Raw genomic sequence first — 21,647 nt, 5'->3', positions numbered from 1 at the left:
GTCCCACGTCAATCCGCACGCACTTTAGCAGCTTGACAAAACAGGTCAATTGTCCTGTGTTTAAACAGGATGATCGACCTGTTGGGAAAGCCATGGACCCTCATATCATATTCGAGCTTCGCCGCTATCGGCTTCTCCCCGAGCGCAGAGAGGCATTGATCCGCCTGTTTGATCGCGAGTTCGTTGAGCCCCAGGAGGCGCTGGGCATGCGCGTCGAAGGGGAATTTCGCGATCTCGGCGATCCCGATTGCTTTGTGTGGGTTCGCTCATTCAAGAACATGGACGCCAGAACGGACGCGCTCGCATCATTTTATTCCGGCCCGGTCTGGAAGCAGCATGGATCGGCCGCCAACGCGACGATGCTGAATTCCGACAATGTCCTGTTGCTGAAGCCGGCGGCCGGCGTTCTTCCATTTGCGCATAACCTGCCGAGGCAGAAAGAGGCGGAGCGCGCGGAAGCACAAGGGCTGATCGTCGTGAATATCTGCTCGCTCGCACCCGGAACGGAAGAGGATTTCTCGGAATTTTTCCGCGACAGGGCGATGCCAGCCATGTTGGCGGCCGGTGCGCGGATCGAGGCGGTGTTTATGACCGAGCGAAACAGGAACGGTTTTCCTCGGCTGCCGGTTCGCGAGGGAGAAACGGTGTTCGTCTGGCTTGAAGCTCACGAGGATCAAGACGGTGCGGTCGCCTGCCAGCACCGACTGCGGCAGAATCCGGTCTGGACGGCCGCGATTTATCCTTGGATGGACAGCCGGTGCTGGCGGAGGATCGAGGTCGCACGCTTGACGCCGACGGCGCGGTCGCTTTGCGCCTGGTGAGCGACTTTGCGCTGGACGCAACCCGGTTTCAAAGGCGGCTCCTCGGAAAAATGTCTTACGTCACGGGGTTCCGGATTGTCGATCTCGGGATTGACCGCTGTCAATTTTGTCATTGATGCGGTTGATTGGCTCGTTTTGCGAACTATCATCAGGATCAACTCATCCTGCCCGATTGCTCCCTATATAACCGAGGTCTCCCATGCGCATTGCCGTCGGTGGCATTCATATCGAATGCAGCACATACAATCCCGTTCTGAATGAGGAAAAGGACTTTCGGGTGCTGCGCGGAGAGGGGCTGCTGGAATCGTCCTATTTCGCCTTTCTGAAGGATTATGATGCCGAATTTCTGCCGACGATCCATGCCCGCGCCATTGCCGGCGGGCCGGTTTCGCGCGGCACCTATGAGGCCTTCAAGAGCGAATTCCTCGCGCGGCTGAAGCCGCTGCTGCCGCTTGATGGTCTGTACCTTGCCATGCACGGCGCCATGTATGTCGAGGGCATGGAGGATGCCGAAGGCGACTGGATCAGTGCGGCCCGGGCGCTCGTCGGCGAAGAATGCACCGTCTCGGCAAGCTATGACCTGCACGGTAATGTCACCCAGCGCATCATCGATGCGCTCGACATCTACTCTACCTATCGCACCGCGCCGCATATCGATGTCGAGGCGACGATGCGCCGTTCGGTTTCCATGCTGGTCAAAAGCCTGAAAACAGGTGTGAGGCCGATCGTTCTCTGGGCGCCGATCCCGGTCGTCCTGCCCGGCGAGCGCACCAGCACTGTCGATGAGCCGGCTAAAAGCCTCTATGCCGAACTGCCGGAGATCGACGCGATTGAAGGCGTCTGGGATGCGTCGCTGATGATCGGCTATGTCTGGGCCGACGAACCGCGCGCCACGGCCGCCGTCATCATGACCGGCAGCGACCGCGCCGTGCTGGAACGCGAGGCGAGGCGCCTTGCCAGGGCCTATTGGAATGCCCGCGAGGACTTCGTCTTCGGCTGCGAGACCGGTTCGGTCGAGGAGTGCGTTGCGAGGGCGATCGCCAGCCCGACCGCTCCCGTCGTGCTCGCCGAATCCGGCGACAACCCGACCGGCGGCGGCGTCGGAGACCGGGCCGATGTCCTGGCTGAGTTGATCGCCAAAGGTGCTGATGGCGTCGTCTTTGCCGGCATTGCCGACAAGGCGGCGACCGAAGCCTGTTACGCCGCAGGTGTCGGGGCTGAGCTTGCCCTCAGTGTCGGGGCATCGCTGGATACCAAGGGCAGCAGGCCGGTCAATGCCCGCTTTACCGTCAAATTCCTGCACGAGACCGCCGACGCGGCCGATCGGCAGGCGGTCGTTTCGATCTGTGGCATCGATCTCGTGCTCTCGGCCAAACGGCGACCCTACCACAATATCGCCGATTTCACCCGGCTCGGCCTCGACCCGCACGCTGCCAAGATCATCGTCGTCAAATCGGGCTATCTCTCGCCGGAACTGGCGCCGATCGCAAACCCTAACCTGATGGCGCTGTCGGAGGGCGTGGTCGATCAGTTCGTCGAGCGCCTGCCGCGGCTGCGCAAGCAGCATCCGACCTACCCCTTCGACAAGGATTTTGCCTTCGAACCGCGGGTCTTCCTCTCCGCGCGTTCGCTGCGGGCTTGAGGTCCTACCGACCCGAACAGAGATGATATTGCAGAGATGGCATGACCGGATTTACGACTCGTCCTGAAATTCTCGGCACCTTCGGCGTCGTCACTTCGACGCACTGGATCGGCTCGGCGGTCGGCATGAGCATTCTCGAAAAGGGCGGCAACGCTTTCGATGCGGCGGTGGCGACCGGCTTCGTGCTGCAGATCGTCGAGCCGCATCTCTGTGGCCCCGGCGGCGACCTGCCGGCGGTGATCTATTCGAAGAAGAGGGACAAAGTCGAGGTCATCTCAGCGCAAGGGCCCGCACCGGCCGGAGCGACGATCGAGCACTATACAAGAGAAGGCCTGGCGCTCATCCCCGGCGACGGCCTGCTTGCGACGGTCATTCCCGGCGCCTTCGACGGCTGGATGCTGATGCTGCGCGACTACGGCACGATGAGCGTGCGCGAGGTGCTGGAACCGGCGATCTATTATGCCGAGCATGGCCATCCGCTGCTGCCGCGGGTCTCGGCGACCATCAAGGGGCTTGCTGCCTTCTTCGAAAAGGAATGGCCGACCTCCCACGAAACCTGGCTGCCTGGCGGCAACGTTCCCGAAGCGCAGGCGAATTTCCGCAATCCGGCGCTGGCGGAAACCTGGAAGCGCGTCATTGCCGAAGCAGAGGCAAAAAGCGGTCGGGAAGCGCAGGTGCAAGCGGCTCGCGACGCCTTCTATCGCGGCTTCATCGCCGAGAAGATCGACGCCTACCTGAAGGCGGCCGAAGTGATGGATGCCAGCGGCAACCGCCACAAGGGCGTGCTCACCGCAAGCGACATGGCCAACTGGTCGGCGACGATCGAGGAGCCGCTGACCTATGATTATCACGGCTGGACGATCGCCAAGACCGGGCCGTGGGGTCAGGGTCCGGTCTTCCTGCAGACCCTGTCGATCCTGAAGGGTTTCGACCTCGCCGCGATGAGATCGGATGGTGCCGATTTCGTTCATACCGTCGTCGAGGCGATGAAGCTCGCCTTTGCCGACCGCGAAGTCTATTACGGCGATCCGCGTTTTTCGGAGATCCCCGTCGCAGATCTGCTGTCGGAGCGCTACGCTGCCGAGCGCCGCAAACTCGTCGGCGCGGATGCCTCCTTCGATCTTCGCCCCGGCATCATTCCAGGTTTCGAAGCGCAGCATGATCTGACGATGAAGATGCTCGGCGCCGAATCCAAGACCGGCGCCGTCTACGAGCCGACCATGGCGCATCTGTCCGAAAAGCGCGGCGATACCGTGCATATCGACGTGATCGACCGTTACGGCAACATGGTCTCCGTCACGCCGTCGGGCGGCTGGCTTCAGTCTTCGCCCACCGTGCCCGACCTGGGCTTCTGCCTCAATTCGCGCGCGCAGATGTTCTGGCTCAAGCCGGGCCTGCCGACATCGCTTGCTCCGGGAAAACGGCCGCGCACGACGCTGACGCCGTCCCTTGGCCTCTTCGAGGGCCGACCAACCCTTGTTTTCGGCACGCCGGGAGGCGATCAGCAGGAGCAATGGCAGCTTTCCTTCTTCCTGCGCCATGTCCATCACAAGCTGAACCTGCAGGCGGCGATCGATCAGCCGCTCTTTCATACCGCGCATTTTCCGAGTTCTTTCTATCCACGCAGCCGCGAACCCGGCAGCCTGATGGCGGAAGAGAATTTCGGTCCTGACGTGCTCGACGCGCTCGCTCGAAAGGGCCACAAGATGACGATCACGGATGCCTGGACGATCGGCCGGCTGACCGCCGCGCGACGCGACGTCGACGGTCTGATGCGCGCCGCAGCCACCCCGCGCCTAATGCAGGCCTATGCGGTCGGACGATAAGCGGGCGGTTTTGCCAAGGGCCTGGAAGACCACAAGTATTGCCTGACATAAGCTGTGCCGGTGCGGTGCGCGGCCGTCTTTTTGCTGCACCGCTTATATGACTTATGCTAGATATTATTTCACCGATAATTGTTAACGACCAATCGCCTCCGTTTGTGTTCTCTTATCCTTGCGAATCAAAAAGGTTTGATTTGCCCGGGGACGACCACCATGTTCATGCATGGGGCGGTGCAACAGTTGGGTAGGAGCCTATGCTGCAGCGGATCGAAGACATTGATGCAGCCCTCATAGACAGGTTGCAGCATTCGGCATTCAAGTACTTCCTGAAATATTCCAATCCCGAAAATGGCCTGGTGGCCGATACCTCGATCGGCGGCGTGCCGGCAAGCATCGCGGCCGTCGGTTTTGCCCTTTCCTCCTATCCGGTTGCTGTCGAGCGTTGCTGGATCAGCCGCAAGGAAGCAGCCGAGCGCACGGTCAATACGCTGCGTTTCTTCGCCGAGGCGCGCCAGGGCGAAGAGCGCCATGCGACAGGCCATCGCGGCTTCTTCTACCATTTTCTCCACATGGATAGCGGCAATCGCGCCTGGAACAGCGAGCTTTCGACCATCGATACCGCGCTGCTGATCGCCGGCGTACTGACCTCAGCGCAATATTTCAATCGCGGAGACGACGAGACGGAGATCGAAATCCGTCAGCTCGCGACCTTCATCTACGAACGCGTCGACTGGCGCTGGGCGCTGAACAAGGGTGACGCCATTTCCATGGGATGGAAGCCTTCGTCGGGCTTCCTGCGCTGGCGTTATCACGGCTTCGACGAGGCAATCATCCTTTATGCGCTAGCGCTCGCCTCGCCGACGCATCCCATCCCGCAGTCGAGCTACGACGCCTTCACATCGAGCTATTCCTGGATGACGTTCGGCGAGCAGCCATATCTCTATGCCGGCCCGCTTTTCATTCATCTCTTCTCGCATGCCTGGATCGATTTCCGCGGCATCCAGGACAGACCGATGATGGAGCGGAACTGGGACTATTTCCGCAACACCCAGGTCGTCATCAACATGCAGCGCGACTATGCCGAGCGCAATCCCGGCGGTTTCGTCGGTTACAACAGGAATGTCTGGGGCTTTACGGCCTGCGACGGCCCACCGCCCACCCGGCGCATGCGCGGCGGCCGGCAGCCGAAGGTTCTCGGTTATGCCGCACGCGGCGCGCCGCTCGGACCCGATGACGGCACGATAGCACCCTGGGCCGCACTTGCCTGCCTGCCCTATGACCGGCAGGCGGCTCTCGACGGCACCAAGACGCTGCTGACCACCTATCCGAACCTGCTGTTGGAGGGCGGCTTCCCCGGCGGCTTCAATCCGACCGTCCAGACCAAACGTCCGGAGGGTTGGGTGGACGACCGCACCGTCGGCATCGACCAGGGCCTGATCGTCATGACCGTGGAAAACGAGCGTTCCGATTTCATCTGGAAGCTGATGCGGCAATCGCCGATCATCCGCCGCGGGCTCGAGCGCGCCGGCTTTACCGGCGGCTGGCTTGAGGACATCGAGCCGCAAGAGTTGGTCCGCAGGGTCGGTTAGCGCACAAACCGACGGAAACTGATTTTCCGGAACGGATTATGCTCAGCGATCGAAGACGTGTGCCTTGCCCGATATATCCAGGCGCACGAGATCGCCTCGCGAGGGAAGGGCGACGCTCGAGGTTTTGATCCGGATCGGCGGCAGGGCAACGCCATCGAGCGAGACGGCGACCGTGCAGACCGCGCCGCCGAACTCCACCTCGACAACCCGTCCGCCGTAGTCGCGATCGCTTTCCCCGGCAATGACGCGAATCTGCTCGGGCCGCAGCATGATTTCCGCTTTGCCCTGGCGGCTGCCTTCGACGGCGACATGGCCGAGAGCACAGTCGGCAAGACCGTTCCGGATGATGGCCGGAAGCAGCACGGCATCGCCGAGGAACAGCGCCGTCTCGCGGTCTCTGGGATGCAGATATAGCGTTTGCGGCGATCCCGCCTGGATCAGCCGCCCTTCCCTCAGGACCGCGACCTGATCGGCAAAACTCAGTGCCTCTTCCTGATCGTGAGTCACGAGAACCGCGGTAATGCCGGCCGCCTGCAGGACGCGCGCGACAGCCTTGCGCATGTTTTCCCGCAAGCCGGTGTCGAGCGCCGAGAATGGTTCGTCGAGCAGCATCAGCCGCGGCTTGCGACCAAGCGCGCGGGCGAGCGCCACGCGCTGCTGCTGCCCGCCGGAGAGCTGGTGCGGGCGCCGCGCCAGCATGCCGCGGTCGAGCTCGACCATATCGAGCAGTTCGGCGATGCGCCGCTCACGATCGGCAGCACCCCGTTCGAAGCCGAAGCCGATATTTTCAGCCACGCTTAAGTGCGGAAACAGCGCGCCATCCTGGGAGACGATGCCGATGCCCCGCTTGTGGGCCGGCACCGCCGCCAGGCCATCGGCCAGCACGTCGCCATCCAATGTCACCCTGCCGGCATCGGCCTGCTCGAAGCCGGCGATGATGCGCAGCAGGGTCGTCTTGCCCGAGCCGGACGGCCCGACGACGGCTGTGCGGCTGCCGGCCTGGACATCGAGCGAAATATCCTTCAGCGCCTGGACAGGCCCGTAGCGCTTGCTGATGTTTTCGATCGTAAGCAGCGTCATTGGCCGGCGGTCCGTTTCGATTGCGTATAAAGCGTCAGGGTGAGCGGCAGCGAGAGCACGACCATCATGACGGCGTAAGGGGCGGCCGAGACATAATCGATCTCGCTCGTCAGCGACCAGAATTTCGTCGCCAGCGTATCGACGCCGTTTGGCGAGAGCATCAGCGTCGCCGTGAGTTCATTGGTAATGCCAAGTGCGGTCAGGGCGATGCTGGCAGCGGCCCCCGGTGCGGCAAGCCGCATGGTGATCTGCCGCACCGCCTGGCCGGGGGTGCGGCCGAGGCCCATCGCGGCGCGCTCCAGCTCCACCGGCGCCTGGGCGATGCTGGCGCGCAGGCCGACCATGGCCCGGGGCAGGAAAAGCATCACATAGGCGACGAGCAGCGTTGCGAAGGTCTGATAGAGCGGCAGCACGATACGAACGGTGATCGTCACCAGCGCCAGCGCGACCACGACGCCTGGCAGCGAGCCGACATAATAGTGGCAGGCTTCGAGCAGGCGCTGGAAGCGGCCTGGGGCGCGCACGGAAAGCCAGGCCATGGGGGCTGCGGCAACCGTCGCCAGCACGCCGCCGGCCAGAGCGAGCGCCATCGTCTGCAGGAAGGCGCTGCCGACCTCGATGCGCCAGATCTCGCTGCCGCCGAGATAGAGCCAGCGGCCGAGCGTCATCAACGGCACGCCGAGCGTCAGCACCGCCAGGACAACAGGCAGCAGGATGGCCGGCACCACGAACCAGCCGAGACGCCGGCGATCGGCCGGACGCGGCGAGCCGGAGCCGACGCGGGCATAACGTTCGTTGCCGCGCAGCAGCACTTCGAGGCCAAGCAGGAAAAGGCAGCAGGCAACGAGTACACCGCCGAGCATGTTGGAGGCCGGGCTGTTGTAGGAGGATTGGAACTGGTCGACGATCGCGGTGGCGAAAGTGTCGAACCGGATCATGACGAACAGGCCGTATTCCGACAGCAGGTGCAGCGCGATCAGCAGCGACCCGCCGCAAATGGCAAACCTCAACTGCGGCAGCACGGTTCGGAAGAAGACGCGCCAGGGGTCGAGACCAAGGGAGGCGGCGGCATCCTCGATGGCCGGGTCGAGACGGCGCAACGCTGCGGCAACCGGCAGATAGAGAAAGGGATAGTAAGCGAGGACAGAAACGAAGACGCCGCTCTCAAGGCCGCGCATGCCGGGGATAAGGCTGACCCAGGCATAGCTGTGCACGAAGGCCGGCACCGCGAGCGGCGCGATCGCCAGCCAGGCCCAGAGCCTGGCGAACGGTATATCCGTTCGTTCGGTCAGCCAGGCAAGCGTCACGGCTAGCGCGATCGACAGCGGGATGGTGATCGATTCCAAAAGAACCGTATTGATGAGGAGTTCACCGACACGGGCCCGGAAGACGAGTGTTTTCACCGTCTCCCAGCCAACATCGTAAGTTATCCAGCCGATGAAGCCGAGCGGCACGAGACTGAAGATCGCGATGACGGTGGCGAGTAGCATCACGGGCGCGTGCGGCATGCGCCGGCGCGGCAATAGCATTCGCGCGCGCTTCGGCGCGACCGGCGCCTCGTTGCCGGCGACGAAAAATCTGTTGTCCTGCAGCAAGGCCGATGCCTTCATACGCTGAAAAAGGAAGGCAACCGTCTTGGAAAGACAGTTGCCCGATCCCGTCATGCCCTAAGGTTTTCTTGAGCCAAAAGCAATAGTTTTGGCTGCTGCAAGCCTGCGGCAGAAAGCCCGACGCTTCTCCCGCACAGGTGCTGCGACACGCAGAAAGCCTAAATCAGACCTGCCGCTGTCATCAGTTCCACGACCTTTTTGCTGTCCAGCGTCGAGGCTTCCACCTTCGGAGCATTGAGGTCGGCAAGCGGAACGAGCTTGTCATTGGAAGGGGCGTCCTTGCCGACGGCATATTCATAGGAGGTGCCGTTCTTCAGAACCGCCTGGCCTGCCTTGCTGGTGACGAATTTCAGGAAAGCCTGCGCTTCCTTCATGTGCTGCGTGGACTTCAGGACGCCGCCGCCCGAAACGCTGATGAAAGCGCCCGGATCCTGATTCTTGAAGTAATGCATGCCGACATTCTTGCTGTTTTCGCCGGTCTTTGCCTGATCGCCGAACCAGTAGTAGTGATAGATGACCGCGCCTTCGACTTCACCTGAATTGACCGCCTTCATGGCAACACTGTTGCCCTTGTAGGGCGTCGCATTGTCCTTGAGACCCTTCAGCCATGCCTTGGTGGCATCTTGACCCTTCAGCTGCAGCAGCGCCGCGACGATGGCCTGAAAGTCGGCGCCGGCGGGCGATGCACCCCAGCGGCCCTTCCAGGCGGGGTCGGCGAGGTCGAGCAGCGACTTCGGCAGCTTGTCTTCGCTGAGCTTCGTCTTGTCATAGGCAAAGACGGTAGAGCGGGCGGCAATGCCGGTCCACATGCCGTCGGCCGGGCGATACTGCTCCGGCACCTGATCCAGTGTTTCCTTTTCGACCGGGGCGAAGAGGCCGGCGCCGTCTACCAGCGTCATGGCCGGCGAATTCTCGGTCAGGAAAACATCGGCGGGGGATGCGTCGCCTTCCTGAATGATCTGGTTGGCGAACTGCATGTCGCCGCCCTGGCGCATGGTGACCTTGATGCCGGTCTCCTTGGTAAAGGCATCGATCCATTCGCGGCCCAGGCTTTCGTGCTGCGCATTGTAGACGACGAGACCTTCATCCTGCGCATTGGCGCTGCCTGCGAGCACCGTGGTGGAGAGAAGCGAAGCGGCGAGCGCCAGCACGTGGGAAAAACGGTTAACAGCAGTTATCATGAGGGCCTCCATGGCGATGTCACCCCAACAGGGTAAGAGGCGTATATTTTTCTTGACTGGCTATTTCAAGTTTCGTCGCTGAGAAAAAAGCATCACAAAATCTTGACCCAATATTTCAGATTGCGAGGGAATAAATCTCGATCGAGACAAAAAGGCGACGCTGGGCCCAGTGTCGCCTTTGTTGAGATTGTGCTTATTCGACGTCGAACTTGACACCCTGCGCAAGCGGCAGCGTGCTGCCGTAATTGATCGTGTTGGTCGCGCGGCGCATATAGGCCTTCCAGGCATCCGAGCCGGATTCGCGTCCGCCGCCGGTCTCTTTTTCGCCCCCGAAGGCGCCGCCGATTTCGGCGCCCGAAGGCCCGAGGTTGACGTTGGCGATACCGCAATCCGAGCCGCGCGCCGAAACGAAGGTTTCCGCCTCGCGCATGTCGTTGGTGAAGATCGACGACGACAATCCCTGCGGCACGGCATTGTGCAAGTCCAGCACCGCATTGAAATCGCTGTATTTCATGACGTAGAGAATGGGCGCGAAGGTCTCGTGCTCGACCGGGCCGATCTGATCGGGCATTTCGACCAGCGCCGGGCGAACGTAGAAGGCATCGGCCGAACCATTGTCGACGCGTTCGCCGCCGGTCACCTTGCCGCCGGCCGCCTTTGCCTCGCCGAGCGCCGCCTGCATCTTCTCGAAAGCCTGACCGTCGATCAGCGGGCCCACCAGTGTGCCGGTCTCCAGCGGATTGCCGATGGTGACGGAGCCGTAGGCCTTCTGCAGGCGCGGCACGAGCTGGTCATAGACGCTTTCATGGACGAAGAGACGGCGCAGCGTCGTGCAGCGCTGGCCGGCCGTGCCCATGGCGGAGAAGGCCACACCACGCAGCGTCAGGTCGAGATCGGCGCTCGGGCAGACGATCGCGGCATTGTTGCCGCCGAGTTCGAGTATGGCGCGGGCAAAACGCTGCGACAGGCGCGGGCCGACGGCGCGGCCCATGGCCGTCGAGCCGGTGGCAGAAACGAGCGGGATTTTCGGGTGGTCGACCAGCACCTCGCCCACCTCACGGCCGCCGATGATCAGGGTGGAGAGATTGGCCGGCGCCTTGCCGCCCTCGGCGACGAAGCGCTTCAGGGCCTTTTCGAACAGCGCCTGCACGGCAAGGGCGGTCAGTGGCGTCTTTTCCGAGGGTTTCCAGACGGTGGAATTGCCGCAGACCATCGCCAGCGCTGCATTCCACGACCAAACGGCGACCGGGAAGTTGAAGGCAGAAATGATGCCGATGGCACCGAGCGGATGCCAGCTTTCCATCATCCGGTGCTCCGAGCGCTCGGTGGCGATCGTCAGGCCATAGAGCTGGCGCGACAGGCCGACGGCGAAATCGCAGATGTCGATCATCTCCTGAACCTCGCCGAGGCCCTCGGAGGTGATCTTGCCGACTTCGATCGAGACGAGGCGGCCGAGCGCCGTCTTGGCGGCACGCAGCTCCTCGCCGAGCAGGCGGATCAACTCGCCGCGCTTCGGCGCCGGCACATTACGCCATTCCAGGAAAGCCTTGTGCGCCTCTTCGATCGCCGCTTTCGTTTCGGAAACGGAATGTTCTCTGAGCCTGCCGATTTCCTTGCCGGTGACCGGCGAGGTGACGGACAGCGTGCCGCCGTGATAGCGGCCGGCATCGACGCCGAGTTCGGCGAGCAGCTTGGCGGTTTCGGTGGCGAGATCGAGGACGGCTATGGTCATTGTCGGGTTTCCAATCTTATTGTTCTCAAGAAGCGGACATCGGTTCTCAGAAGCGGGCATCGGCGAAATGGGCGACCTGGGCGCCGGCTTCGTACCATAGTTCCCTGAGCGCACGGAAGCGTGGCTCGGTGGGTGACGTCAGCGGCAGCGGCAGATCGGCCTCGGCAAGCCGGCCGAGAATATGTTCGGCCAATGTGCGGCCGAAGACCGTACCGGGAGCTATGCCGCGGCCATTATAGCCCGAAAAGCCGATGACATTGGGGGCGAATTTGTGGAAACGCGGCAGCGCATTGTCGGTCATGCCGATCTGGCCATACCATTCGCATTCGAACTCGACGTCGCCGATAACGGGAAAGAGCCGCTTCAGGGCGCGCTTGGCCCAGCCCTTATGCACGGCAAGCCCGGTATTGCGCAGCGCTCCGACGCTGCCGAAGACGAGGCGCCCAGCCTGATCCATGCGAAAGGAGGAGAGAATGTCCTTGGTGTCCCATGCGCCCTCCCGGCCGGGCAGGATCGACTGACGCAGATTGTGGCCGAGCGGCACGGTGGCGAAATTGAAATAGGGCAGATAGACCTGCTCGTTGCGCACCTGCTCGAAGGGGCCGGTGCTGTAGGCATCGGTCGCGACGATAATCCAGTCCGCGCTGACTTCGCCGCTTTCCGTCTTCACGGTCCAGCGGCTGCCGCGACGCTCCGTTGCGATGACGGGGCTCGATGTATGGACGGCGACACCCGCCTTGACCGCGGCATGGGCAAGGCCGCGTGCATAGGCAAGCGGCTGCAGCGTTCCGGCGCGCAGATCGAGCAGCGAACCGGCATAAGCCTCGCTGCCGACACGCCTGGCCGTCTCGGTGGCATCGAGCAGCGCGACCGGCGCGCCGCGCGCGGCCCATTGCGCCGCGCGCTCCTCGATCTCCTTCAGCCCGTCGGCGCCGACGGCGCAGTGCAGCGTGCCGCTGCGCTCGAGTTCGCAAGCGATCCCATGTTTGTCGATCAATTCCATGACGAGCTTCGGCGCGTTGCCGAGCAACTCGAGCAGGCGTTCACCATGGACGGGGCCGAGCACGCCGGGCAGGTCGTTGGGCATCACCCACATGCCGGCATTGATCAGGCCGACATTGCGCCCCGCACCGCCGAAGCCGATCTCTTTCGCCTCCAGCAGCACCACCTTCGACCCAGCCTCGGCAAGATGCAGGCCGGAGGACAGACCTGTGTAGCCGCCGCCGACGATGACGACGTCGGTCGACACCGCGCCTTGGAGGGGTGAGGTCGCCGGCGGTTCGCCGGCGGTCTTTTCCCAGAGGCCGTGGGAGCGCGGATCATTCAGCATGGTACAGTCCGATCAGATGAAACCGGTGTACTCTAGCGCATAAGAACAGGTGTTGAAGCGGCGATTTCACGCAACGGTCCTCAGCTGCAGATCCGCGAGCCCGAGCGCCTTCATCGCGGCATCCAGCGATGCGGCCTGCCGTTCCGCGTAAAGCGCCAGCTCGTCCTGAACGGTCGCTCCGAGTGCGGTCTCGAAGGCGTCGCGGTTCGATCGTGTCGCATAATTCTGCTGCTGATCGGTGCCGAGATTCGACTGGAAGATGCCGGCCGCGCTGACGGGCAGGAAGTCTTCATAGACGATCGGCGCGAAAGCGAGATAGCCCTTGGCGAGGAGCGCTTCGGGATCGCGCGGCAAGGTCCCGGCGATCGCGGCGGCAATGCCCGCGGGCGTGGCGGAATAACGAAAGAAGGCGAGATCCTGGCTGCGCAGCTCATCCCAGCTGTCCGGCAGCGCCTTGAAGCGCTCAGCCAGTTCCTGATCATAGGCGCCGGCTTTGGCGCCGCCGGCGCCGACCTGCACTTCGCCGCGAACCGAGGCAAGCAGTCGGTCGTAGAGCGCCCGGCCCTTGGCCGTCAACGCCACGCCGCGCTGTTCGATCTCGCCGAAGCGGGCGGTATGCGTGCCCTGGACCGCACCCTCGTCACCCGAGAAGACGATCGCCTCCTCCAGCGCCTTGAAGCTCGTCTGCCGCAGCAGGATATCGCACTGCCGGCGCGGCGGCCCTTCGATGACTGCCTTCGGAGTGATGCCGCGTTCCGGCATGCGGGCCTGCACCGCATCGATATCGAGGGTGCGCGGCGTCAAGTGGTTGATGTGCGGGCCCTTGAAGCTGACGACGTCGGCGATCAGCCGATGCGCATCATGCAGGCGCTTGTAGGTTTCGGCGCTGACGGTGGCTTCGCCGTGCCAGCGGAAGGTTTCAAGCGCCTCGGCGACGAATTCGCTCGCTTCCGCCTCGGTCAGGCCGCCATTCTGCTCGTGACGCTCGATCAGCGCGACGGCGCGCGGCGTATAGATGCGTCGCTTGGCCAGAATGGCCTCGGCTTCGCCACGCAGGCCTTCGTCCTCGATCAGTTCCAGGCGCAGCAGCGAGGTGAAGACGCGGAAGGGATTGGTGTTGAGCGCCGCCTCGTCGATCGGCCGGAAGCAAGTGGAGTGAACCGGCACGCCGGCCACCGAAAGATCGTAATAACCGACCGCCTGCATGCCCATGACGGCAAATAGCCGGCGGATAGTGAAAAGCTCTTCCGGCGTTCCGAGCCGGATAGCGCCGTGGCGCTCGATATCGATGCGCTCCAATTCGCCGGCGCAGGCGAGGCGTTCGCGCAGAGCGGAATCCTTTTCGAGGCAGGCGGCATTCACATCCGCCACCAGTTCGATCAGGGTGCCGTATTGCGGCACCTCCGTCCGGTACATCTGCGACATCGCCTCAGTGAAAAGCGAACGGATATGGTCTGTGGAAACGAAGGCTTGCGGCATCTTGGAAAACTCCGGCTCATTCCGTTTTTGCAGGATGAAGCTCTTTACAATCGCGGGAATCCCGAAAATATCGACATTTCGGAAATAGCTCATTCTGAAACGGAATGATCATGCTCGCTTCAAGACGTTTTCTGCCATCGATTTCACATCTCGCCGCCTTCGAGGCGGTCGCCCGCACAGGCAGCGTGACGGCGGCGGCGCGCGAACTCGATCTGACGCAGAGCGCCGTCAGCCGTCAGGTCAGCGCACTGGAGGAGCAGCTCGGCGTCGAGCTTTTCCTGCGCGAACGCAAAACCATGCGGCTGACGCTGGCCGGCGACGGTTATGCCCGCGAGATACGCGAGGCGCTGCGACGCATCTCGAGCGCCTCGCTGAACCTGCGCGCCAATCCGCATGGCGGCACGCTCAATCTCGCCATCCTGCCGACCTTCGGCACGCGCTGGCTGGCGCCGCGCCTGGGGCGCTTTCTCGGCGCAAATCCCGGCGTGACCATCAATCTGGCGACCCGGCTTTCGCCCTTCGACTTCCGCCTCGATTCGATCGACGCCGCGATCCACTTCGGTCACCCGCACTGGCCCGGCGCAGAACTGACCTTGCTCATGTCGGAGCGCACGGTGCCGGCCTGCAGTCCCGATTTTCTGAAACAGCACAGGATTTCGCGGCCAGAGGATCTGCTTGCCGTTCCGCTTCTGCATCTGACGACGCGCCCCGATGCCTGGGAACAATGGTTCGCCGGCAATGATGTTTCCTTCGAAAGCGTGCACGGCATGCTCTTCGACCAGTTCGCCACCGCAGCGCAAGCGGCGATCGCCGGCCTCGGTGTCGCCCTGTTGCCGACATTCCTGATGCAGGAAGAACTCAGGCGCGGCGATCTCGTCGCCGCCGTCGACCGGGAGATGGAGAGCCGAGAGCGCTATTATCTCGCCTGTCCCAGCGAGCGCGCCGATTATGCGCCGCTTGCCGCCTTTCGCGACTGGATCGTCGCGGAAGCGGCGGCCGAAGGGACCGTGTGAGGAACGGCTTGCATCGGCATGGCGCTTTCGACCATTATGCGGCCAAACAACTTTGCAGGAAATTTCCATGAAGCCGATCTTCGTCCAGCTCCAGTGCGCCCCCGGCAAGACCTATGACGTCGCCGATGCCATCTACCAGACCGAGCTGGTCTCGGAGCTCTATTCCACAAGCGGCGATTACGACCTGCTGTTGAAGGTCTATATCGAGGAAGGTCAGGATATCGGCAAGTTCATCAACGACAATATCGCCAATATTCCAGGCATCGTCCGGTCGCTGACGACCCTCACCTTCAAAGCCTTCTGAATTCTCGTCAGACACGGTTAACCCTTTTCGCGAAGAATCGCTTCCCCGGGACGTCGCTGAAACCACGCCTTAACGCCTGAGATATCAGGTCGTTGCTATAAATCCGCGCCAACACGCGTTTGGCATGCGCAGCGATAGGTGGAAAATGGCGATCGTCGAGGCAGATAGGGGGCGTGAGAATCCGCAGCCGCAAACGGCGCCGCTGATCGTCCATGTCGTGCGCCAGTTCCTGCCCAATCGCGGCGGCCTGGAAGACGTCGTCGCCAATCTCAGCCGCCAGACCCTCCGGCGTGGCTATCGTGTCCGCGTCGTCACGCTGAACTCGCTGTTCACCGCGCCTGAAGATAAGCTGCCGGCTTGCGAGAATATCGACGGCATCGAGGTGGTGCGCATCCCGTGGTCGGGCAGCAGCCGTTATCCGCTGGCGCCGCAGGTTTTTCGTCATCTCGGCGACGCCGATCTCGTGCACGTCCATGCCATCGACTTCTTCTTCGATGCGCTCGCCTGGGGCCGGATGCTGCACGGGAAACCGATAATCGTCACCACCCATGGCGGGTTCTTCCACACCCGCAAATACGCGGCGATCAAGAAGATATGGTTCCGCACGCTGACCCGCGCCTCCGCGAGAGCCTATCGCCGCGTCGTCTGCTGCAGCGCCTCCGATCTCCGACAGTTTTCCGAAATCGTGCCGAACAGCGTGCTGATCGAGAACGGCGCCGATATCGGCAAGTTCGCCGACGCCGCCTCACGCCGGGCAAGGCGCCGCATCGTCACCATCGGCCGATATTCGGTGAACAAGCGGCTGGACCATCTGCTCGACGCGATGGCCGTTCTGAAGAGCCGCGATCCGGAATGGCATCTCGACGTCGTCGGGGCCGAATCCGACCTGAACCGGGTGGATATCGAAGGCGAAATCGAAAGCCGGGACCTGACCGGCCGCGTCACCCTGCATGTGTCGCCAGACAACGATACCATCCGCCGGATCATCGCTGCGGCTTCGCTCTTCGCCTCCGCTTCGGAATATGAAGGTTTCGGCCTGGTCGCGCTGGAGGCGATGAGTGCCGGCCTGCTGCCGGTGCTGAACGCCAACGACGCCTTTCAAACACTCGCCGAGCGGCATCCCGTCATCATGCTTGCCGATTTCACCATTCCGGAGACTGCCGCGACGACGATGGAATCGGCTTATGCCGACCTTGCGTGCCGACCGCACGCCCTTCGCTCGGAGCTCCTCGAGACTGCGCGTGGCTATTCCTGGGATATCGTCGCCGGGCGTTACATCGATCTCTACAGATCGCTTGATATCGCCGCCTCGGAAAGCCTCTAACTAAGATCCGCTTACGCTCTTGCGAGACGAATGATCTCGTCGAGAACGAATTTGCGCGATTGCGGCGGCGTCAGATTGTGGTCGGCATCCGGCAGCATCAGCAGCCGCACGTTGGGATAGCGGGAGAGCCTGGCGCCGCGCGGGCCGAAATGGAAATAGACATGATCGAGGCCGACGTCGCCTTCGCTGTAGATCAGCGTCAGCGGCACCTTGCGCCTTCCGAACAGCGCGAAGGACTGCCGGACCTCGCGGGCGATGTGGCGCCGGTCAGGAAGCAGTTCGAGCAGCGGCGCGACGAAGGGCGACACTCGCCGGCCGCCGGCGATGACGATATTGCGCAGCGCCGACACCACGTCCACCTGACCGCGCAGCAGTCGCTTCAACGTGTCGAGCCGCGCCAGGCGCTGGCCGTAATCGTCGAGGCTGCGGGGAACGGAGACGACATGCTCGCGGCGCACGGGCACCTTCGGATCCCAGTAATAGACGAAGGGATTGATCGAGACGACCGCCTTCAGCCGCTCGTCGGCGACGCCGGCGCGGAAGGCGACATAGCCGCCGCTGCAGCGGCCAGCGACCATGACGGGGCCGGCAACGACGCGTTCGAGCAGATCGAGCGCGGCGATCGCATCATCGGTCTGCGTCATCGAATATAGCACCTGCTCCGGCGCATCCGGCCGCGGCGGACTGTCGCCGACATTGGCTGAATCGAATCGCAGCGAAACGACACCGTGCCGCGCGAGTTCGCGCGCCATGTCCACCGTCGTCCGCCCCCAGCCGGCATGGCGGTCATAAGCGGTTGACAGGAAGAGCACGGCGTTGCCCTTGATCTCGCCGAGCGGCCGGCTGACGACGCCGACCAGGTGATCGTGACTTCCGAAACGCACCGGCGTCTCCACGAAACCTTCGCCGGCAAGCGGGGTGGTTTCGATCGCTGCCGGCGAATGAGCTACGGATGTCTCCGCGGTCGCCGTCTTCAGCCAAGCCGTCAAAAGCTCGACCACAGCCAAGGGTGTCTTGGCGAAGAGCGGATTGGTGACGAGCTCGTCATAGCCGTCGAACACTTTCTGGTCGACATTGGCGCCAAGCGCCTGCAGCGCATCGGCAAAGCCGGTATCCTCGGCCCTGACGGGGCGTTCGAGGATCAGGTAGCGCGACGCCGCCAGGCCCTGCGGCGCGGCGATGTTGAGCTTGCCGAGCTCGGCGGCGATCTCTTCCGGCATGACAAGCCCGGCGATCTGCACCTTTGCGGCCTGCACATGCTCATGGCCGAGGCCGAGATCGGCGTCGATGATCTTCGACCACATGTTGAGCTCACGCAAATAGGCGCGGCCGCTCAGCACCGGCGCCAGCATGACGAGGCTGTCGACGCCCTCGATCGAGGAGCCGATCCGCTGGGCAAGGGTCGCGCCGAGACCTTGGCCGATCAGGATGATGCGGTCGCAGCCGGTAAGCGATTTCAGCGTGGCGGCCGCCGCGCGGATCGAGTTTTCCCAGGTTTCCAGCCTTGCCGGCAGCGCACCGAAATCGAGCGCATCGCCGGTGCCGCGATAATCGAAACGCAGACTGGGCACGCCTATATCGGAGAAATGTTCGGCCGCAACGCGGAAGAACTTGCGGCTGCACATTTCCTCGAAGCCCCAGGGGCTGACGAAGAGCACCGCAGCCGAGCGTTTCCCGGCTTCAGGGTTTTCCGGCATGAACAGCCCAATCGTGCTATCGAAGACGACGGGCAGGGCGGCGCTGCGTCCGGCACCTTCGGCCGGTTCGAGCGACAGTTCGCCGGGCGCGACTTTGGCGCGGTCGGGATCGCCGGGGCGCCCCGGTGCAATGAAGTCGATTAGGCGGCTGACCGGCCGCCGCAGTGCCGACGGCATTTTTTCGACAATGGAACGCATGACCTCGACATCCTCGACGGGCACGGCGCGCAGCACTCGGAGTGCGGCGAAATGCGCAAGCGTGCCGGCGATTATCGCGAAGATAAGACCGATCGGGCCATGGACGAATTCCAGCACTGAAATCGCCGCGCAGGCGCACAAGACGGAGGCGAGCGTCACCTTCGTCAGGCTTGCGTAGAGACCCGAAAGCTGGGACCCGAATCCTGTCTGTCTGATCATCATCACCGACATCGCAACGAACACGAGAATGCGTACGATTGCGGCCCCCTCGGCGGCAAGCCTAGGTATGATCAGTAAACAACCCGCTACCATGAGGAGGCCACCTATCACACTGATGTTGAGGCGGGAGCGGGCCTTGTCCATCGACAGCAGATAGAGGCTGAGGATCTGCATGAATGTGTAGGCGGGAGCGACGAGCGCGAGCAGCGCGACCACCGTGCCGCTGCGGCGGAAGGCTTCCCCGAACACGACGAGCACCAGTTCGCTGGAGATCGCGGCCAGCCCGAGGCTCATCGGCAGCACGATATAGGCCATGCTGCGGGTGACGGCGGCGAAGACCTCGACCGGCAAGGTCGAATCGTCGCTGCTGTGCCGCCGTTCGGAATAATAGGGCAGCAGGCTGCCGGTCATCTGGATCGGCAGCTGCAGCGCGATATTGGCGATCGACAGGCCGACCGCATAATAGCCGACCATTTCCACCGACCAGAACTGCTGCAGGAAGAGCAGTTCGAGACGGTTGAGAAAGATGGAATCGATGATGAACTGGATCGAGAGGATGATGGAGGAGGAGGCGAGGTACTTGAGTGAAACTCCGCACCAGTCGCGCCGCGCCAGAAGGATCGGCAGTGTGGCGAAAAACAGCACGAGCTGGCCGAGCGCATAACCGACGAGAACGCCCTCGACGCCATAGAGAACGGCGCCGGTGGCGACCCCAGCGAGCTGGATTATCGAGACGCCGACGGTCAGCTTGAAGAAGCTGCCGAGCTTCTTTTCGCCGATCAGGTAGAATTTGACGAAAGATCCGATCGCCTGGACGAAGAACAGCGCGCCGGTGACGAGCGCGACGGAAGGCGCGGTTTTCGCCCAGTGCATCTCCTCGGAGGTCAGGAAGAACAGGGCGTAGAGCGCCAGCAGCAGCACCGTCGAAAACATCATGAAGCTGACGAGGATGGCGGCAAAGCCTCTCCGGCGTCCCGCGTCATAGCCCTCCGCCGAAAGCTGCGGCAGGGTCTTCAGCAGCGTGATGCTGGAGCCGAGCTCGGCGATAGAGGCGCCCGTCATCACCAGCCACAGCGAGAAGGCGACGATGCCGTTGGCCTCCGGCCCGAGCAGGCGCGCGGTGATGATCGAGGAGACGAAGCCCGTCAGCAGCAGCAGCATGCCTGCCGCCGCATTCATCACCGAATTTGCGATAATACCCTTCGACATCTGTCCATCCGCGAGGATCAGCCTAAAGCGCACCGCGATCTTTCAGATTCGCTCCTCGCGCTTTAGGTTTTTGTTTTTACGCATGTCATTATCGCAAAACCGCTGCACACTTTTGCGCAACATGCTTTGCAGCCGCATACCCGTCATCACTAATGCGAAAACATTAAAATAAAGCGGAGTGGCGCCTCACCTTAGCTGGCCTGCATCGCCGCCAGCTTCTGGAGCGCCTTCTCATAACTGTTCTCCGCGAGGTAGCGCAGCAGGAACTCCCGAGCTTTCCCGGCCTTCTCTCGTGCACGCTCGGGCGCACGAAAGATATCGCCGAGATGCGCGGCCGCGATTTCAGGAGGGGGATCCGCCCAGACCGCACTTTCGAGCCCGGCAAATTCGGGATGGGTATCGACGACGGGGACGAGGGGAGCGTCGACCAGCCAGGTATTGTCGGGATCGCAGAAATCTTCCGTGCCCGACCAGGCGGTGGAAACGACAGGCGTATCCTGCATGATCGCCTCGGCAACCGTCAGCCCGAAACCTTCAGAGCGATGCAGCGAAAGATAGGCATCGGAAGAGCGGATGAGGCCGTTGATATCAGTGTTCGAGAGCTTGTCGCTTATGATCCGGATACGGCTATTGCCGGCGACCGAAGCAATCAGTTCGCGCAAGCTCTGATCCTTGCCAATATCGCCGCTCGCCTTCATCAGCAGAAAGGCGCTCGGGCATTCGGCGCTGAACAGTCTGAAGGCTTCTATCACCGCCTGGGGGTTCTTCCGGTTGATCGAAGAGCCGGCGCTGAAAATGAAGCTGACGAGAAAGGCCTCCTTGTCGATGCCGAATTTCTCACGCATGCCTTCGCTCGCCGGCTTTTCGGTGACGGGATGCGGTACCACGATGACAGGCGCTGCCGTCAGTGGTGCGATCGCCCGCCTGGTGAATTCCGATGGCACGAAGAGGGCATTCATGTAACGCAACCCATTGCGCCACTCTGCCGGCACGACTTCAAGCTCCCAGGCGAAATAGCCGATGTTGAAGGCGCGGGTGAAATTGGCGACACCCATCTTCAGAATGGCGCGCGGGAGCATCGGCGGGTTGAGATGCCAGATACGGCTTCCCGGCGGTTCGGCGGGAAGGTGCGACGACACCCAGCCGGCAAAGGATTTTTCATCCGGATGCGTGCTGACATCTGAGAGCGAGATTGCCCTTCCCGCTTGGGAAAGCGCCCCTGCACAGAGCCTCGCCGATTCACCGACACCGACCGGCATCGAGAGATAGCCGACGATTTCGACCGGCTTGCGCGGGTTGAAGGCGAGACGCGACCGCGGGATCAGCCGTTGCAGGACATGGGCGCGTAGATAGCGGTATGCCGTTCTCAAATCACGATCTTTCCAGTGAGTTTGCA

General features: G+C 62.6%; 15 protein-coding genes. 7 read left to right on the top strand and 8 right to left on the bottom strand.

The annotated features are described in order from the left end of the window. Positions 1-32: 32 nt before the first annotated feature. From NMA58_RS19905 to NMA58_RS19890, 4 genes are all read left to right on the top strand, one after another. Positions 33-821: an NIPSNAP family protein gene (locus NMA58_RS19905; RefSeq protein ID WP_434711678.1), complete on the top strand. Its 789-nt coding sequence runs from the start codon at positions 33-35 to the stop codon at positions 819-821. 199 nt (positions 822-1,020) lie between these two features. Continuing rightward, a complete protein-coding gene (locus NMA58_RS19900; protein ID WP_434711677.1) occupies positions 1,021-2,463 on the top strand; it encodes a M81 family metallopeptidase in 1,443 nt (480 codons plus the stop codon). Between the two features lie 41 nt (positions 2,464-2,504). Beyond that, positions 2,505-4,289 carry a gamma-glutamyltransferase family protein gene (locus tag NMA58_RS19895; RefSeq protein WP_434711676.1) on the top strand — a complete coding sequence of 595 codons (1,785 nt, stop codon included), beginning with the start codon at positions 2,505-2,507 and terminating at the stop codon, positions 4,287-4,289. 251 nt (positions 4,290-4,540) lie between these two features. Beyond that, a complete protein-coding gene (locus NMA58_RS19890; RefSeq protein ID WP_221113824.1) occupies positions 4,541-5,875 on the top strand; it encodes a glucoamylase family protein in 1,335 nt (444 codons plus the stop codon). Positions 5,876-5,917: 42 nt separating this feature from the next. Here NMA58_RS19890 and NMA58_RS19885 read toward each other — a convergent pair whose 3' ends face one another. From NMA58_RS19885 to hglS, 6 genes are all read right to left on the bottom strand, one after another. Further along, positions 5,918-6,955, bottom strand: a complete 1,038-nt coding sequence (locus tag NMA58_RS19885) for an ABC transporter ATP-binding protein (RefSeq protein ID WP_430960012.1) — start codon at positions 6,953-6,955, stop codon at positions 5,918-5,920. After that, positions 6,952-8,619 carry an ABC transporter permease gene (locus NMA58_RS19880; protein ID WP_434711675.1) on the bottom strand — a complete coding sequence of 556 codons (1,668 nt, stop codon included), beginning with the start codon at positions 8,617-8,619 and terminating at the stop codon, positions 6,952-6,954. The genes NMA58_RS19885 and NMA58_RS19880 overlap by 4 nt, the downstream gene beginning before the upstream one ends. Positions 8,620-8,723: 104 nt before the next feature. Further along, positions 8,724-9,746: an iron ABC transporter substrate-binding protein gene (locus tag NMA58_RS19875; protein ID WP_434711674.1), complete on the bottom strand. Its 1,023-nt coding sequence runs from the start codon at positions 9,744-9,746 to the stop codon at positions 8,724-8,726. A 193-nt stretch (positions 9,747-9,939) separates the two neighbouring features. Beyond that, positions 9,940-11,478, bottom strand: coding sequence for an L-piperidine-6-carboxylate dehydrogenase (gene amaB / locus NMA58_RS19870; RefSeq protein WP_434711673.1), 1,539 nt, complete (start codon positions 11,476-11,478; stop codon positions 9,940-9,942). Between the two features lie 46 nt (positions 11,479-11,524). Beyond that, entirely contained in the window at positions 11,525-12,808 is a 1,284-nt protein-coding gene (locus tag NMA58_RS19865) for an NAD(P)/FAD-dependent oxidoreductase (protein WP_434711672.1), read from the bottom strand. Positions 12,809-12,874: 66 nt separating this feature from the next. Beyond that, complete coding sequence (gene hglS, locus NMA58_RS19860) at positions 12,875-14,287, bottom strand: 2-oxoadipate dioxygenase/decarboxylase HglS (protein ID WP_430960016.1); 1,413 nt, start codon at positions 14,285-14,287, stop codon at positions 12,875-12,877. Between the two features lie 104 nt (positions 14,288-14,391). Between hglS and NMA58_RS19855 the strand changes: the two genes are divergently transcribed. The 3 genes from NMA58_RS19855 to NMA58_RS19845 all read left to right on the top strand — a co-directional run bounded on the left by NMA58_RS19855 (position 14,392) and on the right by NMA58_RS19845 (position 16,928). Further along, a complete protein-coding gene (locus NMA58_RS19855; RefSeq protein ID WP_430960017.1) occupies positions 14,392-15,300 on the top strand; it encodes a LysR family transcriptional regulator in 909 nt (302 codons plus the stop codon). Between the two features lie 67 nt (positions 15,301-15,367). Beyond that, a complete protein-coding gene (locus NMA58_RS19850; protein ID WP_003543721.1) occupies positions 15,368-15,604 on the top strand; it encodes an Lrp/AsnC ligand binding domain-containing protein in 237 nt (78 codons plus the stop codon). A gap of 145 nt (positions 15,605-15,749) precedes the next feature. Beyond that, positions 15,750-16,928 carry a glycosyltransferase family 4 protein gene (locus NMA58_RS19845; RefSeq protein WP_430960069.1) on the top strand — a complete coding sequence of 393 codons (1,179 nt, stop codon included), beginning with the start codon at positions 15,750-15,752 and terminating at the stop codon, positions 16,926-16,928. Positions 16,929-16,939: 11 nt separating this feature from the next. On the opposite strand, the gene NMA58_RS19840 is transcribed toward NMA58_RS19845, so the two are convergent. Together NMA58_RS19840 and NMA58_RS19835 are read right to left on the bottom strand one after the other, a co-directional pair. Next, positions 16,940-20,251, bottom strand: coding sequence for an oligosaccharide flippase family protein (locus tag NMA58_RS19840; protein ID WP_430960018.1), 3,312 nt, complete (start codon positions 20,249-20,251; stop codon positions 16,940-16,942). A 191-nt stretch (positions 20,252-20,442) separates the two neighbouring features. Beyond that, positions 20,443-21,621: a glycosyltransferase family 4 protein gene (locus NMA58_RS19835; protein WP_430960019.1), complete on the bottom strand. Its 1,179-nt coding sequence runs from the start codon at positions 21,619-21,621 to the stop codon at positions 20,443-20,445. Between the last annotated feature and the right edge of the window lie 26 nt (positions 21,622-21,647).

The organism is Rhizobium sp. YTUHZ045 (genome assembly GCF_051124255.1).
GTDB lineage: Bacteria > Pseudomonadota > Alphaproteobacteria > Rhizobiales > Rhizobiaceae > Rhizobium.
The sequence above is the reverse complement of the archived record's forward strand: the minus strand, read 5'-3'. Positions and strand labels throughout refer to the sequence as shown.